Raw genomic sequence first — 22,421 nt, 5'->3', positions numbered from 1 at the left:
CTCGCCGATGGTACGGACGTGGCCGTGTGGGCCAAGGAGAAGCGTGCCCTGGTGATCGGCGCGGGCTCGATGTCCTCGCTGGCCGCCGCCACGTCCCGCAGCAACTGCTGCGGGCCCCACTCGCGTTAACGGCAGTCGGCTCGGGCCTCGTCGGTCACTGACCGGGCTCCGTCTCCCGGGCCTTGCAGCGGATCCTTGAAACCTCCTCGAGAAGGGCCGTGGCTTCAGCGGTGTCGGTGGCCTCGTCTGCGCGGTGGTGGAGATCTGTCATGCAGGCATCGAGCTCCGGATCACGGGCGATCGCGTACTCAACCCACCAGCGGGCCATGAACGCGGGCAGCGGGCCAATGTCGTAGGTGTCGGCGATCGCGCGCTTCCAGTGGTCGTCGAAGTCGCGAAGGAGCTGGGGAGCGTGGTGCGCGATCGCCGTGCGCAGTGCCTTCGGGTTTCTTTCCGGCATTGCCGGGATGGCCGGCGCGGGTTCCACGGCTTGGGAGGTCGCGTCCGGACTCATGGCCGCTCCGCCGATCCAGTGTCAGCGTCTTCGTCGTCCTCGTCGTCCGGTGCGGGCAGGCGCATGCCGCGGGACTCCGCGACCCGCAGTACGTCGCTCAGGCACTCGGTGAGCCGGAGCCCCGCGTACCGCACTTCGGCGTACGGGGACATCGGGTCGGCCAGCACCTTCCGGGAGTGGCCGAGTACGTCGGCGCCCATGGCGAGTTGTACGGCTTCCGTCTCGTCGGCCAGGCGCGACAGGTACCCGCCTGCACTGTCCGGTACGAGAAAGCACGGCTTGCCCTCGGGGGACGGCCACGGCAGCAGACGGGGCGAGATGACGGGTTTCATCAGGCTGCCACCGTCCGCACGCCGATCAGGTGCCGGTCGAGATCCACCCCGAAGTCGGCGGCGAGCACGAGGGCGAGCCGCCGCCGGCCCTGCCGCGCACGCTCCTGCTCGTGCGCGACAAGGTAGGGGCGCGCCAGGGCGCTCGCGCCGCCGTCGAGCGGTCCGGCTTGGCCGTACGGGGAGCGGCGGGCGGGGAGTCGCGCTGCGGGGAGGTGGGCTGTGCCGTGCCATGGAAAAAGGTCCGGGGTAGCGGCATGGGGGGCTGGGCGGTGGCGTCCGGTGCCGGGGGCGAGCACCAGTCGCAGCCAGTGGCTGAACCGGCGGATAAGGTCGTGCACGTCGACGCTCCTTCAAAGCGTGGGCCATGCCCCGGGAGGTCTAGCCACCTCGCCGGGGTCCTTCTGCAGCTGAAGCTACATCGAGATGTATCCCTCTGCATACAAGTACAGAGGGATTCATCCGATCGTGCAGGTCAACGCCCGTCTACGTTGGACATGTGAGCGATACCGAAAAGTCGCAGACGACCCTGGACTTCATGAGCGCAAGACCGCTCTATGTCCAGTTGGCCGACATCATCACGGCGAGGATCAAATCCGGAGAGCTGGCGCCGGACAGGCCGATTGCCTCGGAAAACCATCTCGCCGACGAGTACGGCGTAGCACGGCTGACCGCGCGGCGCGCCGCACAGGAGCTGCGCGAGCGTGGCCTCATCGTGACCGTGCGCGGGAAAGGATCGTTCGTCGTCGAGAAACCCTTCGCCGGTGCGCGCAAGGACGACGAGTCCGCTGACTGACCTGCGGCTGCCCGGTTCACCAGAAAGAGCGGCGAACAAGCCTTCCGCTCCCAGCACCTGATGCGGGACGCCTCGGACGTCGAGGCCGCCCGCGACGGGGCCGGCCTACGGGATCAGCCGGCCTCGGATACGGGCCATTCGAGCATCCGTCCCTGGAACACGGACGGGACCCGGGGAATGGACGTCACCGGGGTCAGGTGCTCCACCGCGTCGCAAAGATCCGCCAGCATGAGATCCATGTGCGGCCATCGCATCTGATACTCGGGATCGCCGAACGACATCTCGCCGATCTCTCCGAGGCGGCGGTCCCGATGGTCCACGAACAACAGGTCACCGCCTATGTCCTGGGCGAGGGGGACCCACCGGCTGTGAGCCGTACGGCCGACGACCAGGTCCTCGTCGCCGTCCTTGTAGGCGTCTTCGGCCATCGAGACGAGCATCCGGTGAGCCTCCAGGATGCCGTCGACGTCCAGAAGGCTGTAGCCGAGCAGAAAGGCTCCTGGCTCCGTACTGGCCTCGCGCATGGTCACGCCGTTGTGCAGCTCGAGGACCGACCTCAGGTCTTCGTGCAGCGGGAAGCCGAGACCGGCCTCCAGACGGTCGATATCGCCGTCCGACGCCCCGGCTCGCAGGGACGCGTAGTCGCCGGGGGCGTGCTCGGCCAGCCAGCTTTCGAAGCGCTGCCACAACTCCGCGATGTCTCGTGCTTCACTCAACGTAATGTCCTTGGAATGTGCTTCGTGCGGCATGAGCCTCGTCGACTGTCTTTTGGACGAGCGCGGGCAGCGCTTCGCGGCCGACCATAGCCTGACTCACCAGCCAGGGGTGAGCCGTTCTCGTGACCTAGGCTGGGAATGCGACGTGCGTCCCGAACCGCTCCAGCAGGCGCCACGCCTCGGCCCGGGAAGGGGTCGCCGGGAAGACCTCGACGGCGATCCCGTGCTGGATGTCGATCCGCAGGTCACCCGTGGGGGCCACCCTGACCGCTTCGACCAGGGGCGCCACCCGAGCGAGATAACCGTCCAGAGCGGCTGCCCCTCGGTCGAAGGAAGCGCCGCCCGCGCGGCGGAGGTCCTCCGAGCCGACCACAATCCGTGTTCCCTGGGTGACCCGGAAGGGGCACGACACATGCAGTGCGTAGCGGGACCCTGTCAGGGATCCGGCACCCGACGGTGCCTCCCAGGAGACTGGCTCCCCGAAACCGAGGATTGCCATGCGTCCCGTCCGTCCGATGTCGGCGAAGGGCTGTCCTACGCAGGTGTGCGGTGTGAACTCGTCTCCCCTGTCCTCAGGCATGGCACATCCCTGTCCGGCCGACGTTCAGTGGCATCCGGCGAGATCCTTCAGATCGTTCGATGGCATCCCGCGCAGCGGTGAGCTCGCCCCAGGGCGGGCCCACCGCAAAGGCCGCACGCTCAGCGCGGCGCCGCGACCTCGAACCAGACGACCTTGCCGGTGGAGACCCGGGTCGCGCCCCACTTCCGGGCCAGCCGGTTCACCAGGAACAGCCCGCGGCCGCCCTCGTCGGTCTCCCGGGCCCGCCGTTGCCGCGGCAGCTGCGGGGAGTCGTCACCGACCTCGCAGCGCAGCACGTCGGTCCGCAGCAGCCGCAACGTCACCGGACGCTCGGCGTACCGCACCGCGTTGGTCACGACTTCGCTGACCAGCAGTTCCATCGAATCGGACAGGTCATCCAGGCCCCAGCGTTCCAGCGCCGTGCGTACCAGTCGGCGGGCCCGGCCGGGGGCCTGCTCCTCCGGGTCGAGGAACCAGTACGCCACATCGCTCGGGGCGATCCCGTGGAACCGGGCGGCGAGCAGCGCGATGTCGTCGTCGCGGTCGCCGGGACCGAGCATGTCCAGCACGTCGTCGCAGAGCGCTTCGAGCGGCGGCGAGTGGTCGGGGCCGGTCAGCTCCGCCGTGGCGGCGAGCCGCTCACGCAGCTGCTCGATGCCCGTCCAGACATCCCGCAGCCGGGACTCGACCAGGCCGTCCGTGTAGAACAGCAGGGTCGCCCCGGCCGGTGCGTCCAGCTCGACCGCCTCGAAGTCCACGCCGCCCACGCCGATCGGAGCGCCCGGCGGGACTTTCAGTACCTCGGCCCGGCCGCCCAGGTGCAGCAGGACGGGCGGCGGATGGCCGGCGTTGGCGATGGTGATCCGGTGCACCACCGGGTCGTACACCGCGTACAGGCAGGTCGCCATCCGGTCGTCGCCGAGCCGCTGGGCCTGCTCGTCGAGGTGGTGCAGGACCTCCGCGGGGGGCAGGTCGAGCTGGGCCAGGGTCTGCGCCGTGGTCCGGAGCTGGCCCATGATCGCGGCCGAGGTCATCGAGTGGCCCATCACATCGCCCACCACCAGCGCCACCCGGCTGCCCGGCAGCGGGATCGCGTCGTACCAGTCGCCACCGACCCGCGCGGTCTCGGCCGCCGGCAGATAGCGGGACGCCAGCCGGACGCCCGTCGGCTGGGGCAGCGAATCGGGCAGCATGGTGCGCTGCAGCTCGTCGGCGATGTAGGCCTCCCGCCCGTACAGCACGGCCTTGTCGATGCCGAGCGCGGTGTGGGTGGCCAACTGCGCCGCGACCAGCAGGTCGTTGGGCTCGAAGGCGGGCCGGTCGGGGCGGCGTACGAAGACCGCCGCGCCGATCACCCGGCGCCGGCCGCGCAGCGGGGCGAGGATCGTCCGGTGACCGTTCGGCATCGGACGGTCGGGGCCCAGCAGCTCGGGCAGCGCGAGGCGGGCCGCAGCGGAATCGCCGAAGACCGGGCGCACGCCCCGGAGTACTTCGGCGAGTGCGCCCCCGGACCGTACTTCACACAGCTCCGCGGCGACCGGCTCCAGCGGCTCCTCGGCCTCTTCCTCGTCGACTAAACGCAGCCGGTCGGTCCGGCGCAGCCGCAGGACGAACGGCACGGCGGGGCGTTCGTCGCCGACCGGCAGCGGGTCCCGGAGGAAGACGAGTATCGCGTCGGAGAACGTCGGGACGGTGGCCCGGCACAGGCCGAGCACGATCTCGTCGAGATCTATACCGCGGGCGATACGCCGGGTGGCGGCTCCCACGAACCGCAGTCGGTCGCCCTCGCTGCGTGCGGGGGAGGTCGGCGGGGTCGGCGGGGGCGCCGGGATGGCGCCCGCGGCCGCCACATCCGTGTCCTGCTGCCGGGGGCGGGTGTGTTCGAGCGGCCTGGCAGCGGTGGGCTGCCGGCCTTCGTGGGAGGTGGTGTGCTCCGTCACGCGAGGGGTTCCGTCCGTCCGGGGCAGGTGTGTGATGCAACCGTTTCAAGGGGTCGTATACCCGCTGTCATGGTCGCACCCCCCTGTAGTGACATTCGGTCAGGTCAACTGCTGCATTGCATCGTTGTAGGGCGCAGTCCTGCGGGGGCACAATCCTACGGTTCACCCCCCGGGGCGCATCAAGGGTCTCACGACGGCATGCGCGCGGGCGTGCGATCCCAGTCGGCCGGAAGCTCGGGCACGGTCCACCGCGGATCGGGGCGCCACTCCTCCCAGCCATCGGCGAACGGCCACCCCCACGCCTCGATCAGCCGCACCGCGGCCCTGCCCGCCCGCCGTACCCGCCGGGCCTGCCCGGGGCCCATCAGACCCACCTGCTGGGCCTGTGCGAACTCGTCCTCGTCCAGCCACTGCCAACTGCGGTCGGGCAGCACCGCGATGTCGAGGAAGTGATCCTCGGAGTCGATCCCGCCCGCCCACCGCAGGTGTGGCTCCTCCAGATTCACGTACCAGTTCTTGAAGCGCCAGCCCGGTTCCCACCACAACCACACCGACCAGGGCTCTCCCGGCCGCGCCAGCTTCAACACCCCGGTGCCCCACCACTCCTCGCGCACCGTGACGCGCGGCTTGGTGTACCGGGTGGCCAGCGGTTCCCGGCACACGGGCGTCCCGTCGGCCAGCGCCGGTTTCACACATTCGGTGCCGGGGGCCACCCACACGGCGAGCAGGTCCTCGGTGTCCTGAACTACCGTCACGGGACGGCAGATGTGCAGGTCGTGGGACGCGTTGCCGCGATAGCGCCAGAGAATGTGGTCTCCGGGCGCCCAGCGTTGTGTTCCTCCTGCACCTGTCATGCGGAGATCTTAGGAGTACGGGTGCGGTCGCGCAGCAACCCGGGTCACTGCGGGGCCTTCCAAGGCTACGGGCGGGTCATCCCCAGCACGTCCAGCGCCGCGTCGAGCTCCGCCTCGGTGAGCGCCCCTCGGGCCACGTAGCCGCCTTCCACCACGGCCTCCCGGATCGTCATCCGCTCGGCCAGCGCCCGCTTCGCCACCTTCGCGGCCTCCTCGTAGCCGATGTACTTGTTCAGCGGGGTGACGACCGACGGCGAGGACTCCGCGTACTCGCGTGCCCGCTCCACATGCGCGGTGATCCCGTCCACCGTGCGGTCGGCGAGCAGGCGGGAGACGTTGGCGAGGAGCCGGATCGACTCCAGGACGTTCTTGGCGATCACCGGCAGCATCACGTTGAGTTCGAAGTTGCCCGCGGCGCCGGCCGCGGCCACCGTCGCGTCGTTCCCGGTGACCTGTGCGGCCACCATCAGGACGGCCTCCGGGATTACCGGGTTGACCTTCCCGGGCATGATCGAGGAGCCGGGCTGCAGGTCCGGGAGGGAGATCTCGGAGAGGCCGGTGCGCGGCCCCGAGGCCATCCACCGCAGATCGTTGGAGATCTTGGTGAGGCCGGCGCCGATGGTCCGGAGCTGGCCGGAGGTCTCGACGATGCCGTCGCGGGCGCTCTGCGCCTCGAAGTGGTTCCGGGCCTCGGTCAGGGGCAGCCCGGTCACCCGGGCCACCTCGGCGATGACCGCGGCGGAGAAACCGGCCGGGGTGTTGATGCCGGTGCCCACCGCCGTACCACCGAGCGGCAGTTCGGCGAGGCGGGGGAGGGAGGCGTGCAGCCGCTCCACGCCGTAGCGAATCTGCGCGGCGTAGCCGCCGAACTCCTGGCCCAGGGTCACCGGTGTCGCGTCCATCAGGTGCGTACGCCCGGACTTGACCACATCGGCGAACTCCTCGGCCTTGCGCTCCAGCGAGGCCGCCAGATGCTCCAGCGCGGGGACGAGGTCGGCGGTCACGGCCGCCGTCGCAGCGATGTGGATGGAGGAGGGGAAGACGTCGTTCGACGACTGCGAGGCGTTGACGTGGTCGTTCGGGTGCACCGCGCGGCCGAGCCGCTCGGTGGCGAGGGTCGCGACGACCTCGTTCATGTTCATGTTGGAGGAGGTGCCGGAACCGGTCTGGAAGACGTCGATGGGGAACTCCGCGTCCCAGCGGCCCTCGGCCACCTCGTCGGCCGCCTCCTGGACCGCTCCGGCGATGTCCTTGTCGACCACTCCGAGCTCGGCGTTGACCTTGGCGGCCGCGGACTTGATCCGGGCCAGCGCCTCGATGTGGGCCCGCTCCAGGTGCTGCCCGGAGATGGGGAAGTTCTCCACCGCGCGCTGCGTCTGCGCACGCCACTTGGCGTCCGCGGGCACCCTTACCTCGCCCATGGAATCGTGCTCGGTCCGGAACCGCTCAGTCATGACGTGCCTCCCGCTCGGGTCATACCTCCGCCTCGGACAGCAATGTCCTGCAGGAGCGTGTTCCCGGTCGGGCGCAAAGGATCGCCCCTCCTACCGCCGGACGGCGGTAGGAGGGGCGATCGGGGAGCGGGGCCCGGTTACGCCTGACCGGGCGCCCGCACCGGGATGTTCAGGATGGTCGGGGACTCGGCAGGGGCCCGGAAGAAGTCGTTGCCCTTGTCGTCGACCACGACGAAGGCCGGGAAGTCCTCGACCTCGATCTTCCAGACGGCTTCCATACCCAGCTCCTCGTACTCCAGGACCTCGACCTTCTTGATGCAGTCCTGGGCCAGTCGCGCCGCGGGGCCGCCGATCGAGCCCAGGTAGAAGCCGCCGTGCGCGTCGCAGGCGTCGGTCACCTGCTGGGAGCGGTTGCCCTTGGCGAGCATCACCTTGGAGCCGCCGGCCGCCTGGAACTGCGCCACGTAGGAGTCCATCCGGCCCGCCGTGGTCGGCCCGAACGAGCCGGAGGCGTAGCCCTCGGGCGTCTTGGCCGGTCCCGCGTAGTAGACCGGGTGGTCCTTGAGGTACTGCGGCATCTCCTCGCCCGCGTCGAGCCGCTCCTTGATCTTGGCGTGCGCGATGTCGCGGGCCACGACCAGCGGTCCGGTGAGCGAGAGCCGGGTCTTGACCGGGTACTTGGTCAGCTCGGCCAGCACCTCGTCCATCGGCCGGTTGAGGTCGATCTGCACGACGTCGCCGCCCGCGTCGAGGTGCTCGTCCGTGGTGTCGGGCAGGAAGCGCGCCGGATCGGTCTCCAGCTGCTCCAGGAAGACGCCGTCCGCGGTGATCTTGGCGACGGCCTGGCGGTCGGCCGAGCAGGACACGGCGATGGCGACGGGCAGCGAGGCACCGTGGCGGGGCAGCCGGACCACCCGGACGTCGTGGCAGAAGTACTTGCCGCCGAACTGTGCGCCGATGCCGATCTTCTGCGTCAGTTCGAAGACCTTCTGCTCCAGGTCGGTGTCCCGGAAGCCGTGCCCGGTCGGCGAGCCCTCGGTGGGCAGCTCGTCGAGGTAGTGCGCCGACGCGTACTTCGCCGTCTTCAGCGCGAACTCGGCGGAGGTGCCGCCGACGGTGATCGCCAGGTGGTACGGCGGGCAGGCGGCCGTGCCCAGCGAGCGGATCTTCTCCTCCAGGAACGTCATCATGGACGCCTCGTTGAGGACGGCCTTGGTCTCCTGGTAGAGGAACGACTTGTTGGCGGAGCCGCCGCCCTTGGCCATGAAGAGGAACTTGTACGCGCCGCCGTCGGTCGCGTACAGCTCGATCTGCGCGGGCAGGTTCGAGCCGGTGTTCTTCTCCTCCCACATGGTGAGCGGGGCCATCTGCGAGTAGCGCAGATTGAGCTCGGTGTACGCGTCGAAGATGCCGCGCGAGAGGGCCTCCTCGTCGCCGCCCGCGGTGAGCACGTTCTGCCCGCGCTTGCCCATCACGATCGCGGTGCCGGTGTCCTGGCACATCGGGAGCACCCCGGCCGCGGCGATGTTCGCGTTCTTCAGCAGGTCGAGGGCGACGAACTTGTCGTTCGACGAGGCCTCGGGGTCGTCGACGATCTTGCGCAGCTGGGTGAGGTGGGCCGGCCGCAGGTAGTGCGAGATGTCGTGCATGGCCTCGGCGGCGAGCTTGCGCAGGGCCTCCGGCTCGACCTTGAGGAACGTACGCCCGTCGGCCTCGAAGGTGGCGACGCCCTCGGCGGTCACCAGCCGGTACGGCGTGGTGTCCGCCCCCACGGGGAGCAGATCGGAGTACGCAAACTCTGGCATGACGGGCCATTCCTCACTCGGCAGACGCGGCTGGCCTCCATCGGCCCAGCGCTCACCAGCGTAGGACCCCGCGCGGAGCGGTCGGCTGTGAGGTAGGGCTCAGTTCGCGGCGCGGGGCCCTAGTCGCGATCTATCGCGTTTGGGTACGCTGAGCCGGTGGACCTCGAAAAGCACCCTCAGCAGCCGCCGCCCCCCGTAGGTATCCGCGCGTCCGACGCCGATCGCGACCGGGTCGCGGACATCCTCCGGGATGCCCTGGCCGAGGGCCGTCTGGATGCCGACGAGCACGCCGAGCGGATCGACTCCGTCTACCGCGCCAAGACCCTCGCCGAGCTGGAACCGCTGGTCCAGGACCTGCCGGCGGTCGGCGGGCGGCGTGAGCCCGTCGGCGGGGCGGCGTACGCACCCGCGGACGCCACGGACGCGGCGCCGGTCACGGCCGAGAATCTGATCGCCGTCTTCTCCAGCTCGACCCGCAAGGGCCGCTGGCGCGTCGGGCGCAGGACCAACGCCTTCTCGCTGTTCGGCAGCGTGGAGATCGACCTCACCGAGGCGCTGTTCGAGCAGCGCCTCACGGTCATCAACGCCACGGCGATCTTCGGCAGCGTCGAGGTCCGCGTCCCGGAGAACATCACGCTGCGCGGCAGCGGCACCGGGGTCTTCGGGAACTTCGAGGTGCGCACGCTGGAGTCGGAGGATCCGCAGGCGCCGGTGGTCGTGGTGAACGGCTGCTCGGTCTTCGGCAGCATCGAGGCGAAGCCGAAGCGCGGCAAGCTGATCGCCGACCTGCACGACCACATCCAGCAGAAGCTCCGCAAGCACCTGGGCTAGCAGCGGTCATCGGTGGCCGGTCTTGGCGGGCGCTTCGGAACTCCGTGCATAGGCGCATGCACAGCGGGTAGGGAGCCCTGCATCGTCTCTCGCTCGCGAAGCCGTCGTCAGGAGTAGACCGTGCTGCATCCGCCGCATCAGTCCGTGCAGGTCGCTGCCGTCCCGTCGCAGCGCGGCCCCCGGGAGGATCAGGCAGGGCCCTGGCATGCCGACGCGGTGTGCCGCCGCGACGAGGCGGGGCTGTTCTTCGCCCCGTCCAAGGAGCCGACCGCCGCCCGGCTCGCCCGCGAGGAAGCGGCGAAGCGGGTCTGCGCCCGCTGCCCCGTGATGGTCGAATGCCGGGAGCACGCGCTGCTCCAGCCGGAGCCGTACGGGGTGTGGGGCGGCCTCACCGCGGCCGAGCGCAGAGTGGTGCTCGCCCGGCGCAGGCGGCGCGAGGTCGAGCTGCGCAGCGCCATACCGGACCCGATGGCCCAGGCCGGCTGACCGGCCGGATACCGGGCCGGGAACCTGACGGGCCGGGAAGCCGCCGGGCCGGAACCTGACGGAGAAAGAGCGAGGGGCGCCCCCGGCCGCACACCGGGGGCGCCCCATCTCGCGCGTACGGACGCCGTTGTCCGTACGGGTCTGCTCAGCTCCGGCCGGCGCTACTTGGCGCGGTCGAAGTCCACCGTGCTGTAGGCGCGCAGCTTCGACAGCCGGTGCGTCGAGTCGATCTGGCGGATGGTGCCGGACTTGGACCGCATCACCAGCGACTGGGTCGTGGCGGTCTCGGCCCGGTAGCGCACCCCGCGCAGCAGCTCGCCGTCGGTGATGCCGGTGGCGACGAAGAACACGTTGTCGCCGCTGACCAGGTCGGTCGTCGACAGCACCCGGTCCAGGTCGTGACCGGCGTCGATCGCCCGCTGCCGCTCGGCGTCGTCCTTGGGCCAGAGCTTGCCCTGGATGGTGCCGCCGAGGCACTTGATGGCACAGGCGCTGATGATGCCTTCGGGCGTGCCGCCGATCCCCATCAGCAGATCGACGCCGGTGCCCTCCCGGACGGCCATGATCGAGCCGGCCACGTCGCCGTCGGAGATGAACTTGATCCGCGCGCCGGTCTCCCGGATCTCCTTGACGATGCCGTCGTGGCGGGGACGGTCGAGGATGACAACGGTCACATCCTCCGGCGTCGAGTGCTTCGCCTTGGCGACCCGGCGGATGTTGACCGATACGGGGGCGTTGATGTCGACGAAGTCGGCCGCCTCCGGTCCGGTGACCAACTTGTCCATGTAGAAGACCGCGGACGGGTCGAACATGGAGCCGCGGTCGGCGGCCGCCAGTACCGCGATGGCATTGGGCATGCCCTTGGCGTTGAGCGTGGTGCCGTCGATCGGGTCGACTGCGATGTCGACCTCGGCACCGGTGCCGTCACCGATGTGCTCTCCGTTGAAGAGCATCGGGGCTTCGTCCTTCTCGCCCTCCCCGATGACGACGACGCCGTTCATCGACACGGTGGAGACGAGAGTCCGCATCGCGTTGACCGCGGCGCCGTCCGCGCCGATCTTGTCGCCGCGTCCCACCCAGCGGCCTGCGGCCATGGCGGCGGCCTCGGTGACCCGGACGAGTTCCAGGGCGAGGTTGCGGTCGGGGGCCTCCGGGGAGACCTCGAGCTGGGAAGGGAGGTGATGCTCGGTCATCGGCACGCACCTTTCTGATACGGCGACGGCCGTATGTAGAGGGTTCGTTCGATTCTATCCTCCGGTCGCCAGAATGAGCAGAGGACCCCACGGATGAGCGTGACGGTGACCTGAGACCATGGGGGAGTGGCAGCTACCCGAGGCAAGCAGACGGTGCGCGGACTGGTTCAGTCGATGGCGGTGATCGGCGCCGTCGTCGCGTGCATCTACGTATTCGTACCGCATGGTGGCAGTTCCGAACCGACCAAGACGGTCGACTACCGCGTCGAACTGCTTTCCGCCCAGCGCGCGGCCCCCTACCCGGTGGAGGCGCCGGTGGGGCTCTCCGCCAAGTGGAAGCCGACATCGGTCTCCTACGCGGAGCAGGACGGCAACGCCTGGCACCTCGGGTTCCTGGACCCGGAGGGGCAGTACGTCGCGGTCGAGCAGTCCAGCGGGGACGCGGAGAAGTTCGTGACGACGGTGACCCGGGACGCGTCGAAGACCGCGAAGACCCAGCAGGTGGACGGCAAGAGCTGGCAGCGCTGGAAGGGCCCGAAGTACGACGCACTGGTGCGCCAGGACAAGGGCTCGACGACGGTGGTCATGGGGACCGCGCCGTACGACCAACTGGCGGAGATGGCTTCGGCGCTGCAGGCGAAGGGCAAGCCGGCGCAGAGCTCGACGAGCGGAACTCCGGACGAGCAGAGCTCCTGACAAGCAGAGCTCCTGAAAAGCGGAGCGCTTGAGATACGGCGGAAGGCCGCCGTTCCCCGAGGGGAGCGGCGGCCTTCCGCTTGCTGCGGGCCGTACTCAGGCGGTGGTGACGACCTCGTCGTAGGCGAGCCGCGGGCTGCGCGGGAACCAGGCGTCCTCGCCCGGCTTGCCGATGTTGACGATCATCAGCGGGGTGTGGTCGTCGTCCAGGAACTCCTTCTGGACGGCGGCGAAGTCGAAGCCCGTCATCGGCCCTGCGGCAAGACCGGCGGCGCGGACACCGACGATGAAGTAACCGGCCTGCAGCGCGGCGTTCAGCGTGGCGGCCTGCTCGCGGACCGGACGCTCGGAGAAGAACGCGTCCTTGGCCTGCGGGAAGTGCGGGAACAGCTGCGGGAGCTCCTCGTGGAACTCGTTGTCCGCGGAGAGGATCGCGACCAGCGGTGCGGTGCTGGTCTTCGGCCGGTTGCCCTCGGCCATCAGCGGCACCAGGCGCTCGCGCGCCTCGGGGGAGCGGACCAGGGTGACCCGCAGCGGCGACTGGTTGAAGGCGGTCGGCCCGTACTTGACCAGGTCGTAGATCGCCTGCACCTGCTCCTCGGTCACCGGCTCGTCGGAAAACGTGTTGGCGGTGCGGGCCTCACGGAAGAGGAGGTCCTGGGCGGCGGGGTCGAGAACGAGCGACATCTTTCGTACCTTCCGGACATGCGGTGGATCAAGCGATGCTCCGACTGTACGGCCGCGATGTATTAAGTTTCAACTAAATCGAATGCCGGGTGACGGGCCTCACATGCCGCCCCGCCCGCGTGGCCGGCCCCCGCTACTCCTCCTCCGCTTCCGCACCCGCGAGCGCCGCGTCCAGGCGCGCCCGCGCCCCCTCCAGCCACCCCCGGCACACCTTCGCCAGCTCCTCGCCCCGCTCCCACAGGGCGAGGGACTCCTCCAGCGTCGTGCCCCCGGCCTCCAGCCGGCGCACCACGTCGATCAGCTCGTCCCGAGCCTGCTCGTATCCCAGCGCCGCTTCGTCCGGCTTGGCCTCGGCCATCTCATCCACCCTGAACTCGCCCCATCCGGCTCTTCCCGTTCATCATCCGGTGACCGCCCTGCTAACCGTCATGCGGTGACTGCCCCTGAGACTGCCCGTTCGACTGCCCCGGCAGCGCATCCCCGTGCGAAGCGACAGCGACATGCAACTCCCCGCCGGACACCCGGGCCCGCAGCGGCTCCCCGTCCGAGACGTCGTCCGGCGACCGCACCACCGCACCGTCCGCCCGCTGCAGCACCGCATATCCCCGCTCCAGCGTCGCCGCGGGGGACAGCGCGACCACCCGGGCGCGGGTGTGCGAGAGCTCCGAGTCCGCGCGGTCGAGCAGATGCCGCAGGGTGCGTCTGCTCCGGTCGACGAGTGCGTCGACCATCTCCTCGCGCTCCTCCACCATCCGCTGCGGCCGCTCCATGCACGGCCTGGCCAGCGCGGCTGCCAGGCCACGCTGCTCCCGGTCGAGCAGGCCGCGCAGCGTCCGCAGCGAGCGGTCCCGCAGCAGCCGCACCCGGTCGAGTTCCTCGCCGACGTCCGGCACGACCTTCTTCGCGGCATCCGTCGGCGTCGAGGCCCGCACGTCCGCCACCAGGTCCAGCAGGGGTGAGTCCGGCTCGTGACCGATCGCCGACACGACGGGTGTCTGGCAGTCCGCCACGGCCCGGATCAGCTGCTCGTCGGAGAACGGCAACAGGTCCTCCACGCTGCCGCCGCCCCGGGCCACGACGATCACGTCCACGTCCGGCAGCCGGTCGAGCTCCTGCACCGCATCGACCACCTGAGGCACCGCGTGGACGCCCTGCACCGCCACATTCCGTACCTCGAACCGCACCGCCGGCCACCGCCGGCGCGCGTTCTCCAGCACGTCACGCTCGGCCGCCGACGCCCGGCCGGTGACCAGCCCGATCAGCTGCGGCAGGAAAGGCAGCGGCCGCTTGCGGTCCAGGGCGAACAGCCCCTCACCGGCCAGCGCCTTTTTCAGTCTCTCCAGCCGGGCCAGCAGCTCACCGATACCGACCGGCTTTATCTCCACGGCCCGCAGCGAGAGCTGCCCCCGCGGCGCATACCACTCCGGCTTCGCGTACACGACGATCCGGGCGCCCTCCGACACCACATCGGCAACCGCGTCGAACACCTGACGGAAGCAGGTCACGGACACCGAGATGTCGTACGACGGATCGCGCAGCGTCAGGAACACCACGCCGGCGCCCGGCCGGCGCGAAAGCTGGGTGATCTGACCCTCCACCCACACGGCACCGAGCCGGTCGATCCATCCACCGATCAGCCGCGACACCTGCCCCACCGGCAGGGGGGCATCCGCGGACGTGTTCACAGCCATGGTTGCGAGCGTATAGGCCGCCTCGGACAACCCGGCAGTGCCGAACGGCGCGTAGCCCGGACCTGGACGGCCCGGGCTACGCGCTGTGGACTCTGCTCAGACGGTGGGGACGAGCCCCGTGAGGCCGCCGGCCAGGCCGGTGAGGCCGGTGAGCGCCGATATGTCGGCGCCGCCCTGGGTGGAGAGGCTGAAGCCGGCCGGCACGAGGCCGTCGACGCCGCCCGCCACGGTCACGCCGCCGCCGACGCCGCCGGACATGGCGTCCAGCTCGTTCTCGGAGATTTCCTGGGTCGCAATCTGGAAGGCCGAAGTCATGAGGTGCGTTCCCCTTCGAGTGGCATACGAGTGGCATGAGAAATGGGTGCGACCGCTCCCCTGACCGGCGGACCGGTCAGGCTGCGATCGCGGGAAGTGGTGCGTCACCGGGCGCCGACGGGCGTGATCCGTCACCGGGCTTCCGCACCGCGAAGAGCAAAGCATGGGCGAGGCCCGCAAAGCCAACATGCTGGATTGCTCCCGTGAATCTCTTCTTCTCGGGCGGCAGTTCACGTGTCGGTTCGTCCATGAAGTGGTGGCACATTCTCCGCAGCACCGAAAGGTGCGCGTTTCCGGCCCTTCACACGCGGGCCGATCGGCCGGGTCCTCCCCCGCGGGCGGCGTGACCTGGTGGTCGGTACGCCAAGAAGCAGCGAAGATCGTGTGGCGCCCGAGTGATCGGTGTGCAGATTCACTTCGGTGGTCGGACCCGGTCCGGCGTTTCGGACGAGTCCCGCCGCAGCGTCACGAACACCATCACCAGCCCCACCACCAGCCATACCGCTCCCACCACCAGCGCCGCCCCCGACGCCTCCCAGATCACCGCGACGATGATGGCCGCCCCCACCACCGGGGCCACCACATGCCGCCACCACCGCACCGGACCGCCCAGCCGGCGCACCGCGAACCAACCCACCACCGAGGCGTGCAGCAGGAAAAAGGCGGTCAGCGCCCCGATGTCGACCACCGACACCAGCCGGTCGAGGCCGTCGTCGCGCCGGGCCGCCCACACCGCGGCCAGCAGCGTGATCACCGCGGCCAGCGACACCGCGATCCGCGGCACCCCCGAGGAGGCGCTCACCCTCGACAGCAGCCGCGGCAGCCGCCGCTCCCGGCCCATCGCGAAGAGCAGCCGGCCCGCGGCGGCCTGACCCGCCAGCGCGGCGAACGCGGCACCGATCGCCTTGCTCACCGCTACCAGGTCGTGCAGCCAGCTGCCGACGGCCGCATCCACCGTGTCGTAGAAGGCCGAGCCCTGGGCGACCGGCTTCGCAGCCAGTTGCGACGACGACAGGGGCTCGAGCACCGCCGCCAGATACGACTGCACGATGAACAGCACCCCCGCGAGCACCAGACAGAACAGCACCGCCCGCGCCACCCGCGCCGAACCCCCGGTGACCTCCTCCGCGAACGCGGCGATCGCGTCGAACCCCAGATAGGAGAGCACCGCGATCGAGACCGCCCCCACCACGGCGCTCATGGAGAACCCCGCGTCGCCGGTGAACGGGGTCAGCCAGCCGCGCCGCTCCGCCCCCTCCGCGAGCACCACGACGGCCGCCGCCACGAACACCACCAGCGCCACGATCTCCAACGCCAGCACCGCGAAGCCCACCTGGGCGGCCGCCTTCACCCCCCAGAGATTCAGCAGCGTGGTCACCACCACGGCGATCGCCGTCCACACCCACCGCGACACCGAGGGCACCAGCGAGTTCATCGCGATCCCGGAGAACAGGTACGCGACCGCGGGGATCAGCAGATAGTCGAGCAGCGCCATCCACCCGGCGATGAAACCCGGGCCCCTGCCGAGTCCCTTGGTGGCGTAGGCGAACACCGAACCGGCTCGCGGAACGACCCGCACCATCTGTGCGTAGCTGAACGCGGTGAAGGCCATGGCGACGGTCGCCAGCACGTAGACCAGCGCGACGGCACCCTGCGACTTCGCGTCGAGCGTCCCGAAGATGCCGACCGGGGCCATGGGCGCGATGAAGAGCAGCCCGTAGACCACAAGGTCACGGAAGCCCAGCTCCCGCCGTAGGGTCGGCTCCTTCACCGCGCTGCTCGCACCACCGCTGTCCGTAGTCATGCAGGCAGTCTTCCCGCAATGCGGCACCCCGGCCCCTCCTGCACGGCCTTACGATGGACGGCATGACTGCTACGACCGCCCGCCGTGTCCTCCTCGCCGCGCCCCGTGGGTACTGCGCCGGCGTGGACCGTGCCGTGATCGCCGTCGAGAAAGCCCTCGAGCAGTACGGTGCGCCCGTCTACGTGCGCAAGGAGATCGTCCACAACAAGTACGTCGTGCAGACCCTGGAGAAGAAGGGCGCCGTCTTCGTCGACGAGACGCAGGAGGTCCCCGAGGGCTCCATCGTGGTGTTCTCCGCGCACGGTGTCGCACCGGTCGTCCACGACGAGGCCGCCCAGCGCAAGCTCGCCACCATCGACGCCACCTGCCCGCTGGTCACCAAGGTCCACAAGGAAGCCGTCCGGTACGCGAACGACGACTACGACATCCTGCTGATCGGTCACGAGGGCCACGAGGAGGTCGTCGGCACCAGCGGAGAGGCGCCCGAGCACATCACGCTGGTCGACGGACCCGAGGACGTCGCCAACGTCAGCGTCCGCGACGAGTCGAAGGTGGTCTGGCTCTCCCAGACAACCCTCTCGGTCGACGAGACGATGGAGACGGTCGACGCACTGAAGACCAAGTTTCCCCAGCTGATCTCGCCGCCCAGCGACGACATCTGCTACGCCACCCAGAACCGCCAGACCGCGGTGAAGCAGATGGGCTCCGACGCCGATCTGGTCATCGTCGTCGGCTCCAAGAACTCGTCGAACTCGGTACGGCTGGTCGAGGTCGCCCTCGGCGCCGGCGCCCGCGCCTCCCACCTCGTCGACTTCGCCGGCGAGCTCGAAGAGGCCTGGCTGGACGGCGTCACCACGGTCGGTGTCACCTCCGGTGCCTCGGTCCCGGAGATCCTGGTCGACGGCGTACTGGACTGGCTGGCCGCGCGCGGTTTCGGCGACGTGGAGATCGTGAAGGCCGCCGAGGAGTCGATCACCTTCTCGCTGCCCAAGGAGCTCCGCCGCGACCTGCGCGCCGAGGCGGCCGAGCTGTCCGGCGAGTAGCGGCCGGGCCGGGGCCGCTGTGCACAGGCCGCGGCAAGGCAGCCATCCGCTACGTACAGCCATCCGCTACATAACGGCCTGCTCCGCGTCGTAACGTTGGGCCATGCAGATCTTCGGTGTGGACATCGGCGGATCAGGGATCAAGGGCGCTCCCGTTGACCTGGACCGCGGAGACCTGGCCCAGGCCCGCCACAAGGTGCTGACCCCGCATCCGGCCACCCCCGACCGCATCGTCGACGGCGTGGTCGAGGTCGTCCGGCATTTCTCCTGGTCCGGCTCGGTGGGGATCACCTTCCCCGGTGTCGTGACGGACGGCACCGTCCGCACCGCGGCCAACGTCGACCGGAGCTGGATCGGCATCGACGCGGCGAAGCTCATCAGCGACCGGCTGAGCCTGCCCGTCACCGTGCTCAACGACGGCGACGCGGCAGGCATCGCGGAGATGACCTTCGGAGCGGGCAGCAAGCGCAAGGGCACCGTCATCCTGCTCACCTTCGGCACCGGCATCGGCTCGGCGGTCTTCCACGGCGGCAGCCTGGTACCCAACACGGAGCTCGGCCACCTCGAACTGCACGGCCACGACGCGGAGACCCGCGCCTCGACGAAGGCCAAGGAGGACGAGGACCTGAGCTGGCAGCACTGGGCGCACCGGGTGCAGAAGTATCTGGCCCATGTGGAGATGCTCTTCTCGCCGGAGCTGTTCATCATCGGCGGCGGCGTGAGCCGCAAGGCGGAGAAGTTCCTTCCGCTCATCGAGGGCATCAGCGCCGAGATCGTCCCCGCCCGGCTGCAGAACAACGCGGGCATCGTGGGTGCGGCGATGGCGGCGTCCAGCGGCTGACCGTGCCCGACCGCCCTGCCCGGGTCAGCGGCCCAGGTCAGTGGCCGGGGTCGGCGGTCCGGAACCCGGTCCCCGTCAGCGGTAGCGCCGCCGGATGTGCAGTACCTTCCGTACGCTCGCGATGACCCCGGCGACCAGCGTCCCGCCGTACAGCCAGCCCGCGTTCAGCGCGAGGACGGTGATCAGAGCCGTGATCCGGCCGCCGAGCCCCCCGCTGTCGGTGATCGGCAGGGCGCCGAACGCGAAAGCGATCGGCACGCTGATCGGCGCGGTGACCAGGTCGGCGGTGCGCACCCACAGCGCGGTCAGCGCGCCGACCGGCACGAAGAGCAGCCCGTACATCAACGGTGCGCCGTCGAACAGCAGCGAGTCCAGGCAGCCGACCATGAACATCACCGCACAGGAGAACAGCCCGCCGCCGAGGCCGGTCAGCCGTGGATTGGGCATCCGCCGCATCGCCAGCACCACGGGCGGCACCGGCCGCCCCGCTCGGGACGCGGATGCCCGGTAGACGGTCGCGGGGGCTGTCGTCGTCGCCGCGATTCTCTTGTCGGGGGGCCCGTCGGGCCGAGAGGTACGCATACTCGGTTGCTGCTCCACCGGACCACGTTAGGTCGCAAGGTGGGAGGAATCCGGCGTTGGACACGCCCTTTGGACGAGCTTGGCGATGCGTTCGACGCCACGGGGCGCCGAGCCGCGCACGACACGCCCGTAAACTGGGGGATCGGCCCACCTCCGGGCCGAGTCCATCAGCTCTCGCTACGGGAAGTCGCCAACGTGTCGCTCACGATCGGAATCGTCGGTCTGCCGAATGTCGGCAAGTCGACCCTGTTCAACGCCCTGACCAAGAACGACGTGCTGGCGGCCAACTACCCGTTCGCCACCATCGAGCCGAACGTCGGCGTCGTCGGTGTCCCCGACGCCCGCCTGACGAAGCTCGCCGAGGTCTTCGACTCGCAGAAGACCATCCCGGCGACGGTCGACTTCGTCGACATCGCCGGCATCGTGCGCGGCGCCTCGGAGGGCGAGGGCCTGGGCAACAAGTTCCTGGCGAACATCCGTGAGTCCGACGCGATCTGTCAGGTCATCCGCGCCTTCAAGGACGAGAACGTCGTCCATGTGGACGGCAAGGTCTCGCCCAAGGACGACATCGAGACCATCAACACCGAGCTGATCCTCGCCGACCTGCAGTCCGTCGAGAAGGCGATCCCGCGCCTGCAGAAGGAATCCCGCCTCCAGAAGGACAAGGTCGCGGTCCTCGCCGCGGTCGAGGCCGCCCAGAACATCCTCGAGGCGGGCGACACCCTCTTCGCGAAGGGCATCACCGCGTCCACCGAGCAGGGCCGCCTCCTGCACGAGCTGCACCTCCTCACCACCAAGCCCTTCCTCTACGTCTTCAACGTCGACGAGGACGAGCTGGTCGACGAGGACTTCAAGAACGAGCAGCGCGCCCTGGTCGCCCCCGCCGAAGCGATCTTCCTCAACGCCAAGATCGAGTCCGAGCTGATCGAACTCGACGACGAGGAGGCCCTCGAACTCCTCCAGTCCATGGGCCAGGAGGAGCCCGGCCTGGCCACCCTCGGCCGCGTCGGCTTCGCCACCCTGGGCCTCCAGACCTACCTGACGGCAGGCCCCAAGGAGTCCCGCGCCTGGACCATCAAGAAGGGCGCGACCGCCCCCGAGGCGGCCGGTGTGATCCACACCGACTTCCAGAAGGGCTTCATCAAGGCCGAGGTCATCTCGTTCGCCGACCTGATGGAAACCGGCTCGGTCGCCGAGGCCCGCGCGAAGGGAAAGGCCCGCATGGAGGGCAAGGACTATGTGATGCAGGATGGGGACGTGGTGGAGTTCCGGTTCAATGTCTAGCCGGTGACTTGGCACCAATCCCCGGGCTGAGGCGGCCTCCGAATATGAGCAGAGCCCGTGACCGAGAGCGACAACTGGCGAAGGCCATGCGCTAACCTCTATGTTACTAACATCGTTGTTAGTGGCGTGCGTGGAGGTCGACGGGCGTGGTGGATTTCGTAGGCCGTCGGCAGGAGCTGGCGACGCTGGAGCGAGAGCTGCAGAAGGTGGCGGCAGGGGTCGGCGGGCAGCGGCCCGGTCGGTCTGTGATGCTCCGTGGGCGGCGCCGGGTGGGCAAGTCGCGACTGGTTGAGCGGTTTGCGGAGCACTCCGGAGCCCCGTTCTTGTTCTACGCGGCGACCGGTGCGTCCCCCAGGGATGATTTGGCACGGCTGGCCCGTGACGCCCAAGCGTCGACGCTGCCGTTGGCGGGGCTGGTGGCAGCCGCGCGGCCGGAGAGCTGGGACGCCGCGTTCGATGTGCTGGCTGCGGCCCTGCCCGCCGACCGGGCGAGCGTGCTGGTCATCGACGAGGTGCCGTACCTGATGGACGCCGATGGCGCCTTTGAGGGGATGCTGCAACGGGCCTGGGACCGGGTACTGGAGACCAAGCCGGTGCTGCTGGTTCTCATTGGCTCCGATCTGTCGATGATGGAGGCTCTGAACAGCTATGGACGCCCCTTCCATCAGCGCGGCCGGGAGATGGTGCTGGGGCCGCTGAACCCCGCTGAGGTGGGGAGGATGCTCGATCTGGAACCGGCGGAAGCCTTCGACGCCGCGCTGGTCACTGGCGGGCTGCCGCTGATCTGCGCGGAGTGGTCGCGAGGGGAGGGGCTGTGGGACTTCCTCGGCGAGGCGCTGAGTGATCCGGTCTCGGCCCTGCTGGTGTCCGCCGAGCGCTCGCTGGCTGCCGAATTCCCCCCGCAAGCCCAGGCGCGTACAGTGCTGGCGGCCATTGGGAGTGGTGAGCGGACCTTCACCAACATCGCCCGTGCAGCCGGCGGGATCGGGGCCACGCCGCTGCAGCGAGCGCTGGAACTGCTTACCGACAAACGGATCGTCGCCGCAGAGCTGCCCGTATCACTGCGTCCGTCGAAGGATCGCCGCTACCGGGTGACAGATCCCTACCTGCGGTTTTGGCTGTACCTGCTCGGCCCCTCCATGGAGGAGATCGAACGGGGGCGAGGTGATCTGACCTTGGCGCGCATCCGGGAGAACTGGACCAGCTGGCGCGGCCGGGCCGTCGAGCCCCTTGTCCGGGAGGCCCTGGCGCGGATACTGCCCGACGACCGGCTCCCCGCCGCGCCCGCGGTGGGCGGCTATTGGACCCGCACCAACGACGTCGAGATCGACATCGTCGGGGCGGACCGCGCCCCCATCGCCAAGGAGCTTCTCTTCGTGGGTTCCATCAAGTGGCTGGAGCAGTCACCCTTCGACCGGCACGACCTGGCCGCTCTCCATCGACACCGGGCCGCCCTCACCGACGAACCCGTTCCCGTCGTGGCGGTCTCGCGCAGCGGCGTCGACTCTCCGGGCCTCGATGCCGTCTACGGCCCCGGTGACTTGCTTACCGCTTGGCCGCTGTGAGTGGTGGATTGCAGGCGAGGCGCGGGAGTTGGTGAGCGCGATCAGGCCGCAGATGTTGAGGAGAAGTCCCTCGGACATCGACCCCTTGCCGACGCTGTTGTGTGGCGTTGGCGATCCTGAGCCCTCTCGTACTTTGTCGTGAATCCCGTGCTGGGATGGTTCTGGGATGACGCCGCATACCTGCAGGTCAAAGCCTTGTGGTGGAGTTCCGTTTCAACGTCTCATACGTTCGGCGAAAGTCTGTCTGATTTGCTGCGGGGTGGGTTGGGCGGCCTTTGTGGTCCGCATGGAGTGCGCGGCTGATGTCTTGAGCTGGCGCATCTCCGATCGGCCGACGAGCGCGGGCCGCCAGGACCCGCGTCGGAGCCGGCGGGGCGACTGCGATGCTGGGCAGGCAGCTCAACCGCTTACGGAC

General features: G+C 69.6%; 24 protein-coding genes. 8 read left to right on the top strand and 16 right to left on the bottom strand.

The genetic code is table 11. The features are described from left to right. Nucleotides 1-154: 154 nt before the first annotated feature. From AB0M87_RS03890 to AB0M87_RS03880, 3 genes are read right to left on the bottom strand one after another with little or no spacing between them, the layout of a single operon-like run. Nucleotides 155-514, bottom strand: a complete 360-nt coding sequence (locus tag AB0M87_RS03890; RefSeq protein WP_365849824.1) for a DUF6247 family protein — start codon at nucleotides 512-514, stop codon at nucleotides 155-157. After that, nucleotides 511-846, bottom strand: a complete 336-nt coding sequence (locus tag AB0M87_RS03885; RefSeq protein ID WP_365849822.1) for a hypothetical protein — start codon at nucleotides 844-846, stop codon at nucleotides 511-513. Before AB0M87_RS03885 ends, AB0M87_RS03890 begins: the two co-directional genes overlap by 4 nt. Further along, nucleotides 846-1,184, bottom strand: a complete 339-nt coding sequence (locus AB0M87_RS03880; protein ID WP_365849820.1) for a hypothetical protein — start codon at nucleotides 1,182-1,184, stop codon at nucleotides 846-848. The genes AB0M87_RS03885 and AB0M87_RS03880 overlap by 1 nt, the downstream gene beginning before the upstream one ends. 197 nt (nucleotides 1,185-1,381) lie before the next feature. Here AB0M87_RS03880 and AB0M87_RS03875 point away from each other — a divergent pair, with 197 nt between their 5' ends. Continuing rightward, nucleotides 1,382-1,639 (top strand): GntR family transcriptional regulator, encoded by a 258-nt coding sequence (locus AB0M87_RS03875; RefSeq protein ID WP_365849902.1) that lies wholly within the window; start codon nucleotides 1,382-1,384, stop codon nucleotides 1,637-1,639. Nucleotides 1,640-1,752: 113 nt separating this feature from the next. Here AB0M87_RS03875 and AB0M87_RS03870 read toward each other — a convergent pair whose 3' ends face one another. The 6 genes from AB0M87_RS03870 to AB0M87_RS03845 all read right to left on the bottom strand — a co-directional run bounded on the left by AB0M87_RS03870 (nucleotide 1,753) and on the right by AB0M87_RS03845 (nucleotide 8,988). After that, nucleotides 1,753-2,355 (bottom strand): SMI1/KNR4 family protein, encoded by a 603-nt coding sequence (locus tag AB0M87_RS03870; protein WP_365849818.1) that lies wholly within the window; start codon nucleotides 2,353-2,355, stop codon nucleotides 1,753-1,755. Nucleotides 2,356-2,482: 127 nt separating this feature from the next. Next, a complete protein-coding gene (locus tag AB0M87_RS03865) occupies nucleotides 2,483-2,935 on the bottom strand; it encodes a hypothetical protein (RefSeq protein WP_365849817.1) in 453 nt (150 codons plus the stop codon). Nucleotides 2,936-3,054: 119 nt separating this feature from the next. Beyond that, nucleotides 3,055-4,875 carry a SpoIIE family protein phosphatase gene (locus AB0M87_RS03860; RefSeq protein WP_365849815.1) on the bottom strand — a complete coding sequence of 607 codons (1,821 nt, stop codon included), beginning with the start codon at nucleotides 4,873-4,875 and terminating at the stop codon, nucleotides 3,055-3,057. 188 nt (nucleotides 4,876-5,063) lie between these two features. Beyond that, nucleotides 5,064-5,729, bottom strand: a complete 666-nt coding sequence (locus AB0M87_RS03855; protein ID WP_365849813.1) for a DUF402 domain-containing protein — start codon at nucleotides 5,727-5,729, stop codon at nucleotides 5,064-5,066. A 65-nt stretch (nucleotides 5,730-5,794) separates the two neighbouring features. Further along, nucleotides 5,795-7,183 carry a class II fumarate hydratase gene (locus AB0M87_RS03850; protein ID WP_365849811.1) on the bottom strand — a complete coding sequence of 463 codons (1,389 nt, stop codon included), beginning with the start codon at nucleotides 7,181-7,183 and terminating at the stop codon, nucleotides 5,795-5,797. A gap of 137 nt (nucleotides 7,184-7,320) precedes the next feature. Then, entirely contained in the window at nucleotides 7,321-8,988 is a 1,668-nt protein-coding gene (locus AB0M87_RS03845) for a fumarate hydratase (protein ID WP_365849810.1), read from the bottom strand. A gap of 156 nt (nucleotides 8,989-9,144) precedes the next feature. On the opposite strand from AB0M87_RS03845, the gene AB0M87_RS03840 reads away from it, so the two are divergent. Together AB0M87_RS03840 and AB0M87_RS03835 are read left to right on the top strand one after the other, a co-directional pair. Beyond that, the gene (locus AB0M87_RS03840) at nucleotides 9,145-9,819 is read left to right on the top strand and encodes a DUF1707 domain-containing protein (protein WP_365849809.1); all 675 of its coding nucleotides are present in this window, start codon (nucleotides 9,145-9,147) and stop codon (nucleotides 9,817-9,819) included. Between the two features lie 120 nt (nucleotides 9,820-9,939). Then, nucleotides 9,940-10,305 (top strand): WhiB family transcriptional regulator, encoded by a 366-nt coding sequence (locus AB0M87_RS03835; RefSeq protein WP_365849807.1) that lies wholly within the window; start codon nucleotides 9,940-9,942, stop codon nucleotides 10,303-10,305. 161 nt (nucleotides 10,306-10,466) lie between these two features. Here the strand turns inward: AB0M87_RS03835 and glpX are convergent, their stop codons facing one another. Next, nucleotides 10,467-11,498, bottom strand: coding sequence for a class II fructose-bisphosphatase (glpX, locus tag AB0M87_RS03830; protein WP_365849805.1), 1,032 nt, complete (start codon nucleotides 11,496-11,498; stop codon nucleotides 10,467-10,469). Between the two features lie 126 nt (nucleotides 11,499-11,624). On the opposite strand from glpX, the gene AB0M87_RS03825 reads away from it, so the two are divergent. After that, the gene (locus AB0M87_RS03825; RefSeq protein WP_365849804.1) at nucleotides 11,625-12,194 is read left to right on the top strand and encodes a DUF4245 domain-containing protein; all 570 of its coding nucleotides are present in this window, start codon (nucleotides 11,625-11,627) and stop codon (nucleotides 12,192-12,194) included. 96 nt (nucleotides 12,195-12,290) lie between these two features. Here AB0M87_RS03825 and AB0M87_RS03820 read toward each other — a convergent pair whose 3' ends face one another. From AB0M87_RS03820 to AB0M87_RS03800, 5 genes are all read right to left on the bottom strand, one after another. Further along, complete coding sequence (locus tag AB0M87_RS03820) at nucleotides 12,291-12,881, bottom strand: malonic semialdehyde reductase (protein WP_365849802.1); 591 nt, start codon at nucleotides 12,879-12,881, stop codon at nucleotides 12,291-12,293. Nucleotides 12,882-13,014: 133 nt separating this feature from the next. Continuing rightward, nucleotides 13,015-13,239, bottom strand: a complete 225-nt coding sequence (locus AB0M87_RS03815) for an exodeoxyribonuclease VII small subunit (RefSeq protein WP_365849801.1) — start codon at nucleotides 13,237-13,239, stop codon at nucleotides 13,015-13,017. A 61-nt stretch (nucleotides 13,240-13,300) separates the two neighbouring features. Further along, nucleotides 13,301-14,572 (bottom strand): exodeoxyribonuclease VII large subunit, encoded by a 1,272-nt coding sequence (xseA, locus tag AB0M87_RS03810; protein ID WP_365849800.1) that lies wholly within the window; start codon nucleotides 14,570-14,572, stop codon nucleotides 13,301-13,303. 96 nt (nucleotides 14,573-14,668) lie between these two features. Then, on the bottom strand, nucleotides 14,669-14,887 hold the full coding sequence (locus AB0M87_RS03805) for a hypothetical protein (RefSeq protein WP_365849798.1): 219 nt from the start codon (nucleotides 14,885-14,887) through the stop codon (nucleotides 14,669-14,671). Nucleotides 14,888-15,299: 412 nt separating this feature from the next. Further along, on the bottom strand, nucleotides 15,300-16,691 hold the full coding sequence (locus tag AB0M87_RS03800) for an APC family permease (RefSeq protein WP_365849796.1): 1,392 nt from the start codon (nucleotides 16,689-16,691) through the stop codon (nucleotides 15,300-15,302). Nucleotides 16,692-16,753: 62 nt separating this feature from the next. Here AB0M87_RS03800 and AB0M87_RS03795 point away from each other — a divergent pair, with 62 nt between their 5' ends. Further along, entirely contained in the window at nucleotides 16,754-17,734 is a 981-nt protein-coding gene (locus AB0M87_RS03795; protein WP_365849795.1) for a 4-hydroxy-3-methylbut-2-enyl diphosphate reductase, read from the top strand. 103 nt (nucleotides 17,735-17,837) lie between these two features. Then, nucleotides 17,838-18,575, top strand: coding sequence for a polyphosphate--glucose phosphotransferase (ppgK, locus tag AB0M87_RS03790; RefSeq protein WP_365849793.1), 738 nt, complete (start codon nucleotides 17,838-17,840; stop codon nucleotides 18,573-18,575). A 75-nt stretch (nucleotides 18,576-18,650) separates the two neighbouring features. Here the strand turns inward: ppgK and AB0M87_RS03785 are convergent, their stop codons facing one another. Continuing rightward, the gene (locus tag AB0M87_RS03785) at nucleotides 18,651-19,031 is read right to left on the bottom strand and encodes a DUF6542 domain-containing protein (RefSeq protein WP_365849899.1); all 381 of its coding nucleotides are present in this window, start codon (nucleotides 19,029-19,031) and stop codon (nucleotides 18,651-18,653) included. A gap of 321 nt (nucleotides 19,032-19,352) precedes the next feature. On the opposite strand from AB0M87_RS03785, the gene ychF reads away from it, so the two are divergent. Together ychF and AB0M87_RS03775 are read left to right on the top strand one after the other, a co-directional pair. Then, nucleotides 19,353-20,441, top strand: coding sequence for a redox-regulated ATPase YchF (ychF, locus tag AB0M87_RS03780; protein WP_365849792.1), 1,089 nt, complete (start codon nucleotides 19,353-19,355; stop codon nucleotides 20,439-20,441). A 146-nt stretch (nucleotides 20,442-20,587) separates the two neighbouring features. Continuing rightward, nucleotides 20,588-22,006, top strand: coding sequence for a DUF234 domain-containing protein (locus AB0M87_RS03775; RefSeq protein ID WP_365849790.1), 1,419 nt, complete (start codon nucleotides 20,588-20,590; stop codon nucleotides 22,004-22,006). Nucleotides 22,007-22,421 lie beyond the last annotated feature (415 nt).

It is taken from the genome of Streptomyces sp. NPDC051320 (assembly GCF_040682175.1).
GTDB lineage: Bacteria > Actinomycetota > Actinomycetes > Streptomycetales > Streptomycetaceae > Streptomyces.
This window is presented reverse-complemented; position numbering and strand designations above follow the sequence as displayed.

What these genes read in the sequence shown, in the direction of transcription:
- AB0M87_RS03815 (WP_365849801.1), bottom strand. Translation starts at nt 13,239, where the DNA reads ATGGCCGAGGCCAAGCCGGACGAAGCGGCGCTGGGATACGAGCAGGCT.
- glpX (WP_365849805.1), bottom strand. Translation starts at nt 11,498, where the DNA reads ATGACCGAGCATCACCTCCCTTCCCAGCTCGAGGTCTCCCCGGAGGCC.
- AB0M87_RS03820 (WP_365849802.1), bottom strand. Translation starts at nt 12,881, where the DNA reads ATGTCGCTCGTTCTCGACCCCGCCGCCCAGGACCTCCTCTTCCGTGAG.
- AB0M87_RS03845 (WP_365849810.1), bottom strand. Translation starts at nt 8,988, where the DNA reads ATGCCAGAGTTTGCGTACTCCGATCTGCTCCCCGTGGGGGCGGACACC.
- AB0M87_RS03890 (WP_365849824.1), bottom strand. Translation starts at nt 514, where the DNA reads ATGAGTCCGGACGCGACCTCCCAAGCCGTGGAACCCGCGCCGGCCATC.
- AB0M87_RS03885 (WP_365849822.1), bottom strand. Translation starts at nt 846, where the DNA reads ATGAAACCCGTCATCTCGCCCCGTCTGCTGCCGTGGCCGTCCCCCGAG.
- AB0M87_RS03875 (WP_365849902.1), top strand. Translation starts at nt 1,382, where the DNA reads ATGAGCGCAAGACCGCTCTATGTCCAGTTGGCCGACATCATCACGGCG.
- xseA (WP_365849800.1), bottom strand. Translation starts at nt 14,572, where the DNA reads ATGGCTGTGAACACGTCCGCGGATGCCCCCCTGCCGGTGGGGCAGGTG.
- AB0M87_RS03850 (WP_365849811.1), bottom strand. Translation starts at nt 7,183, where the DNA reads ATGACTGAGCGGTTCCGGACCGAGCACGATTCCATGGGCGAGGTAAGG.
- AB0M87_RS03865 (WP_365849817.1), bottom strand. Translation starts at nt 2,935, where the DNA reads ATGCCTGAGGACAGGGGAGACGAGTTCACACCGCACACCTGCGTAGGA.
- AB0M87_RS03785 (WP_365849899.1), bottom strand. Translation starts at nt 19,031, where the DNA reads ATGCGGCGGATGCCCAATCCACGGCTGACCGGCCTCGGCGGCGGGCTG.
- AB0M87_RS03800 (WP_365849796.1), bottom strand. Translation starts at nt 16,691, where the DNA reads ATGACTACGGACAGCGGTGGTGCGAGCAGCGCGGTGAAGGAGCCGACC.
- AB0M87_RS03795 (WP_365849795.1), top strand. Translation starts at nt 16,754, where the DNA reads ATGACTGCTACGACCGCCCGCCGTGTCCTCCTCGCCGCGCCCCGTGGG.
- AB0M87_RS03855 (WP_365849813.1), bottom strand. Translation starts at nt 5,729, where the DNA reads ATGACAGGTGCAGGAGGAACACAACGCTGGGCGCCCGGAGACCACATT.
- ppgK (WP_365849793.1), top strand. Translation starts at nt 17,838, where the DNA reads ATGCAGATCTTCGGTGTGGACATCGGCGGATCAGGGATCAAGGGCGCT.
- AB0M87_RS03805 (WP_365849798.1), bottom strand. Translation starts at nt 14,887, where the DNA reads ATGACTTCGGCCTTCCAGATTGCGACCCAGGAAATCTCCGAGAACGAG.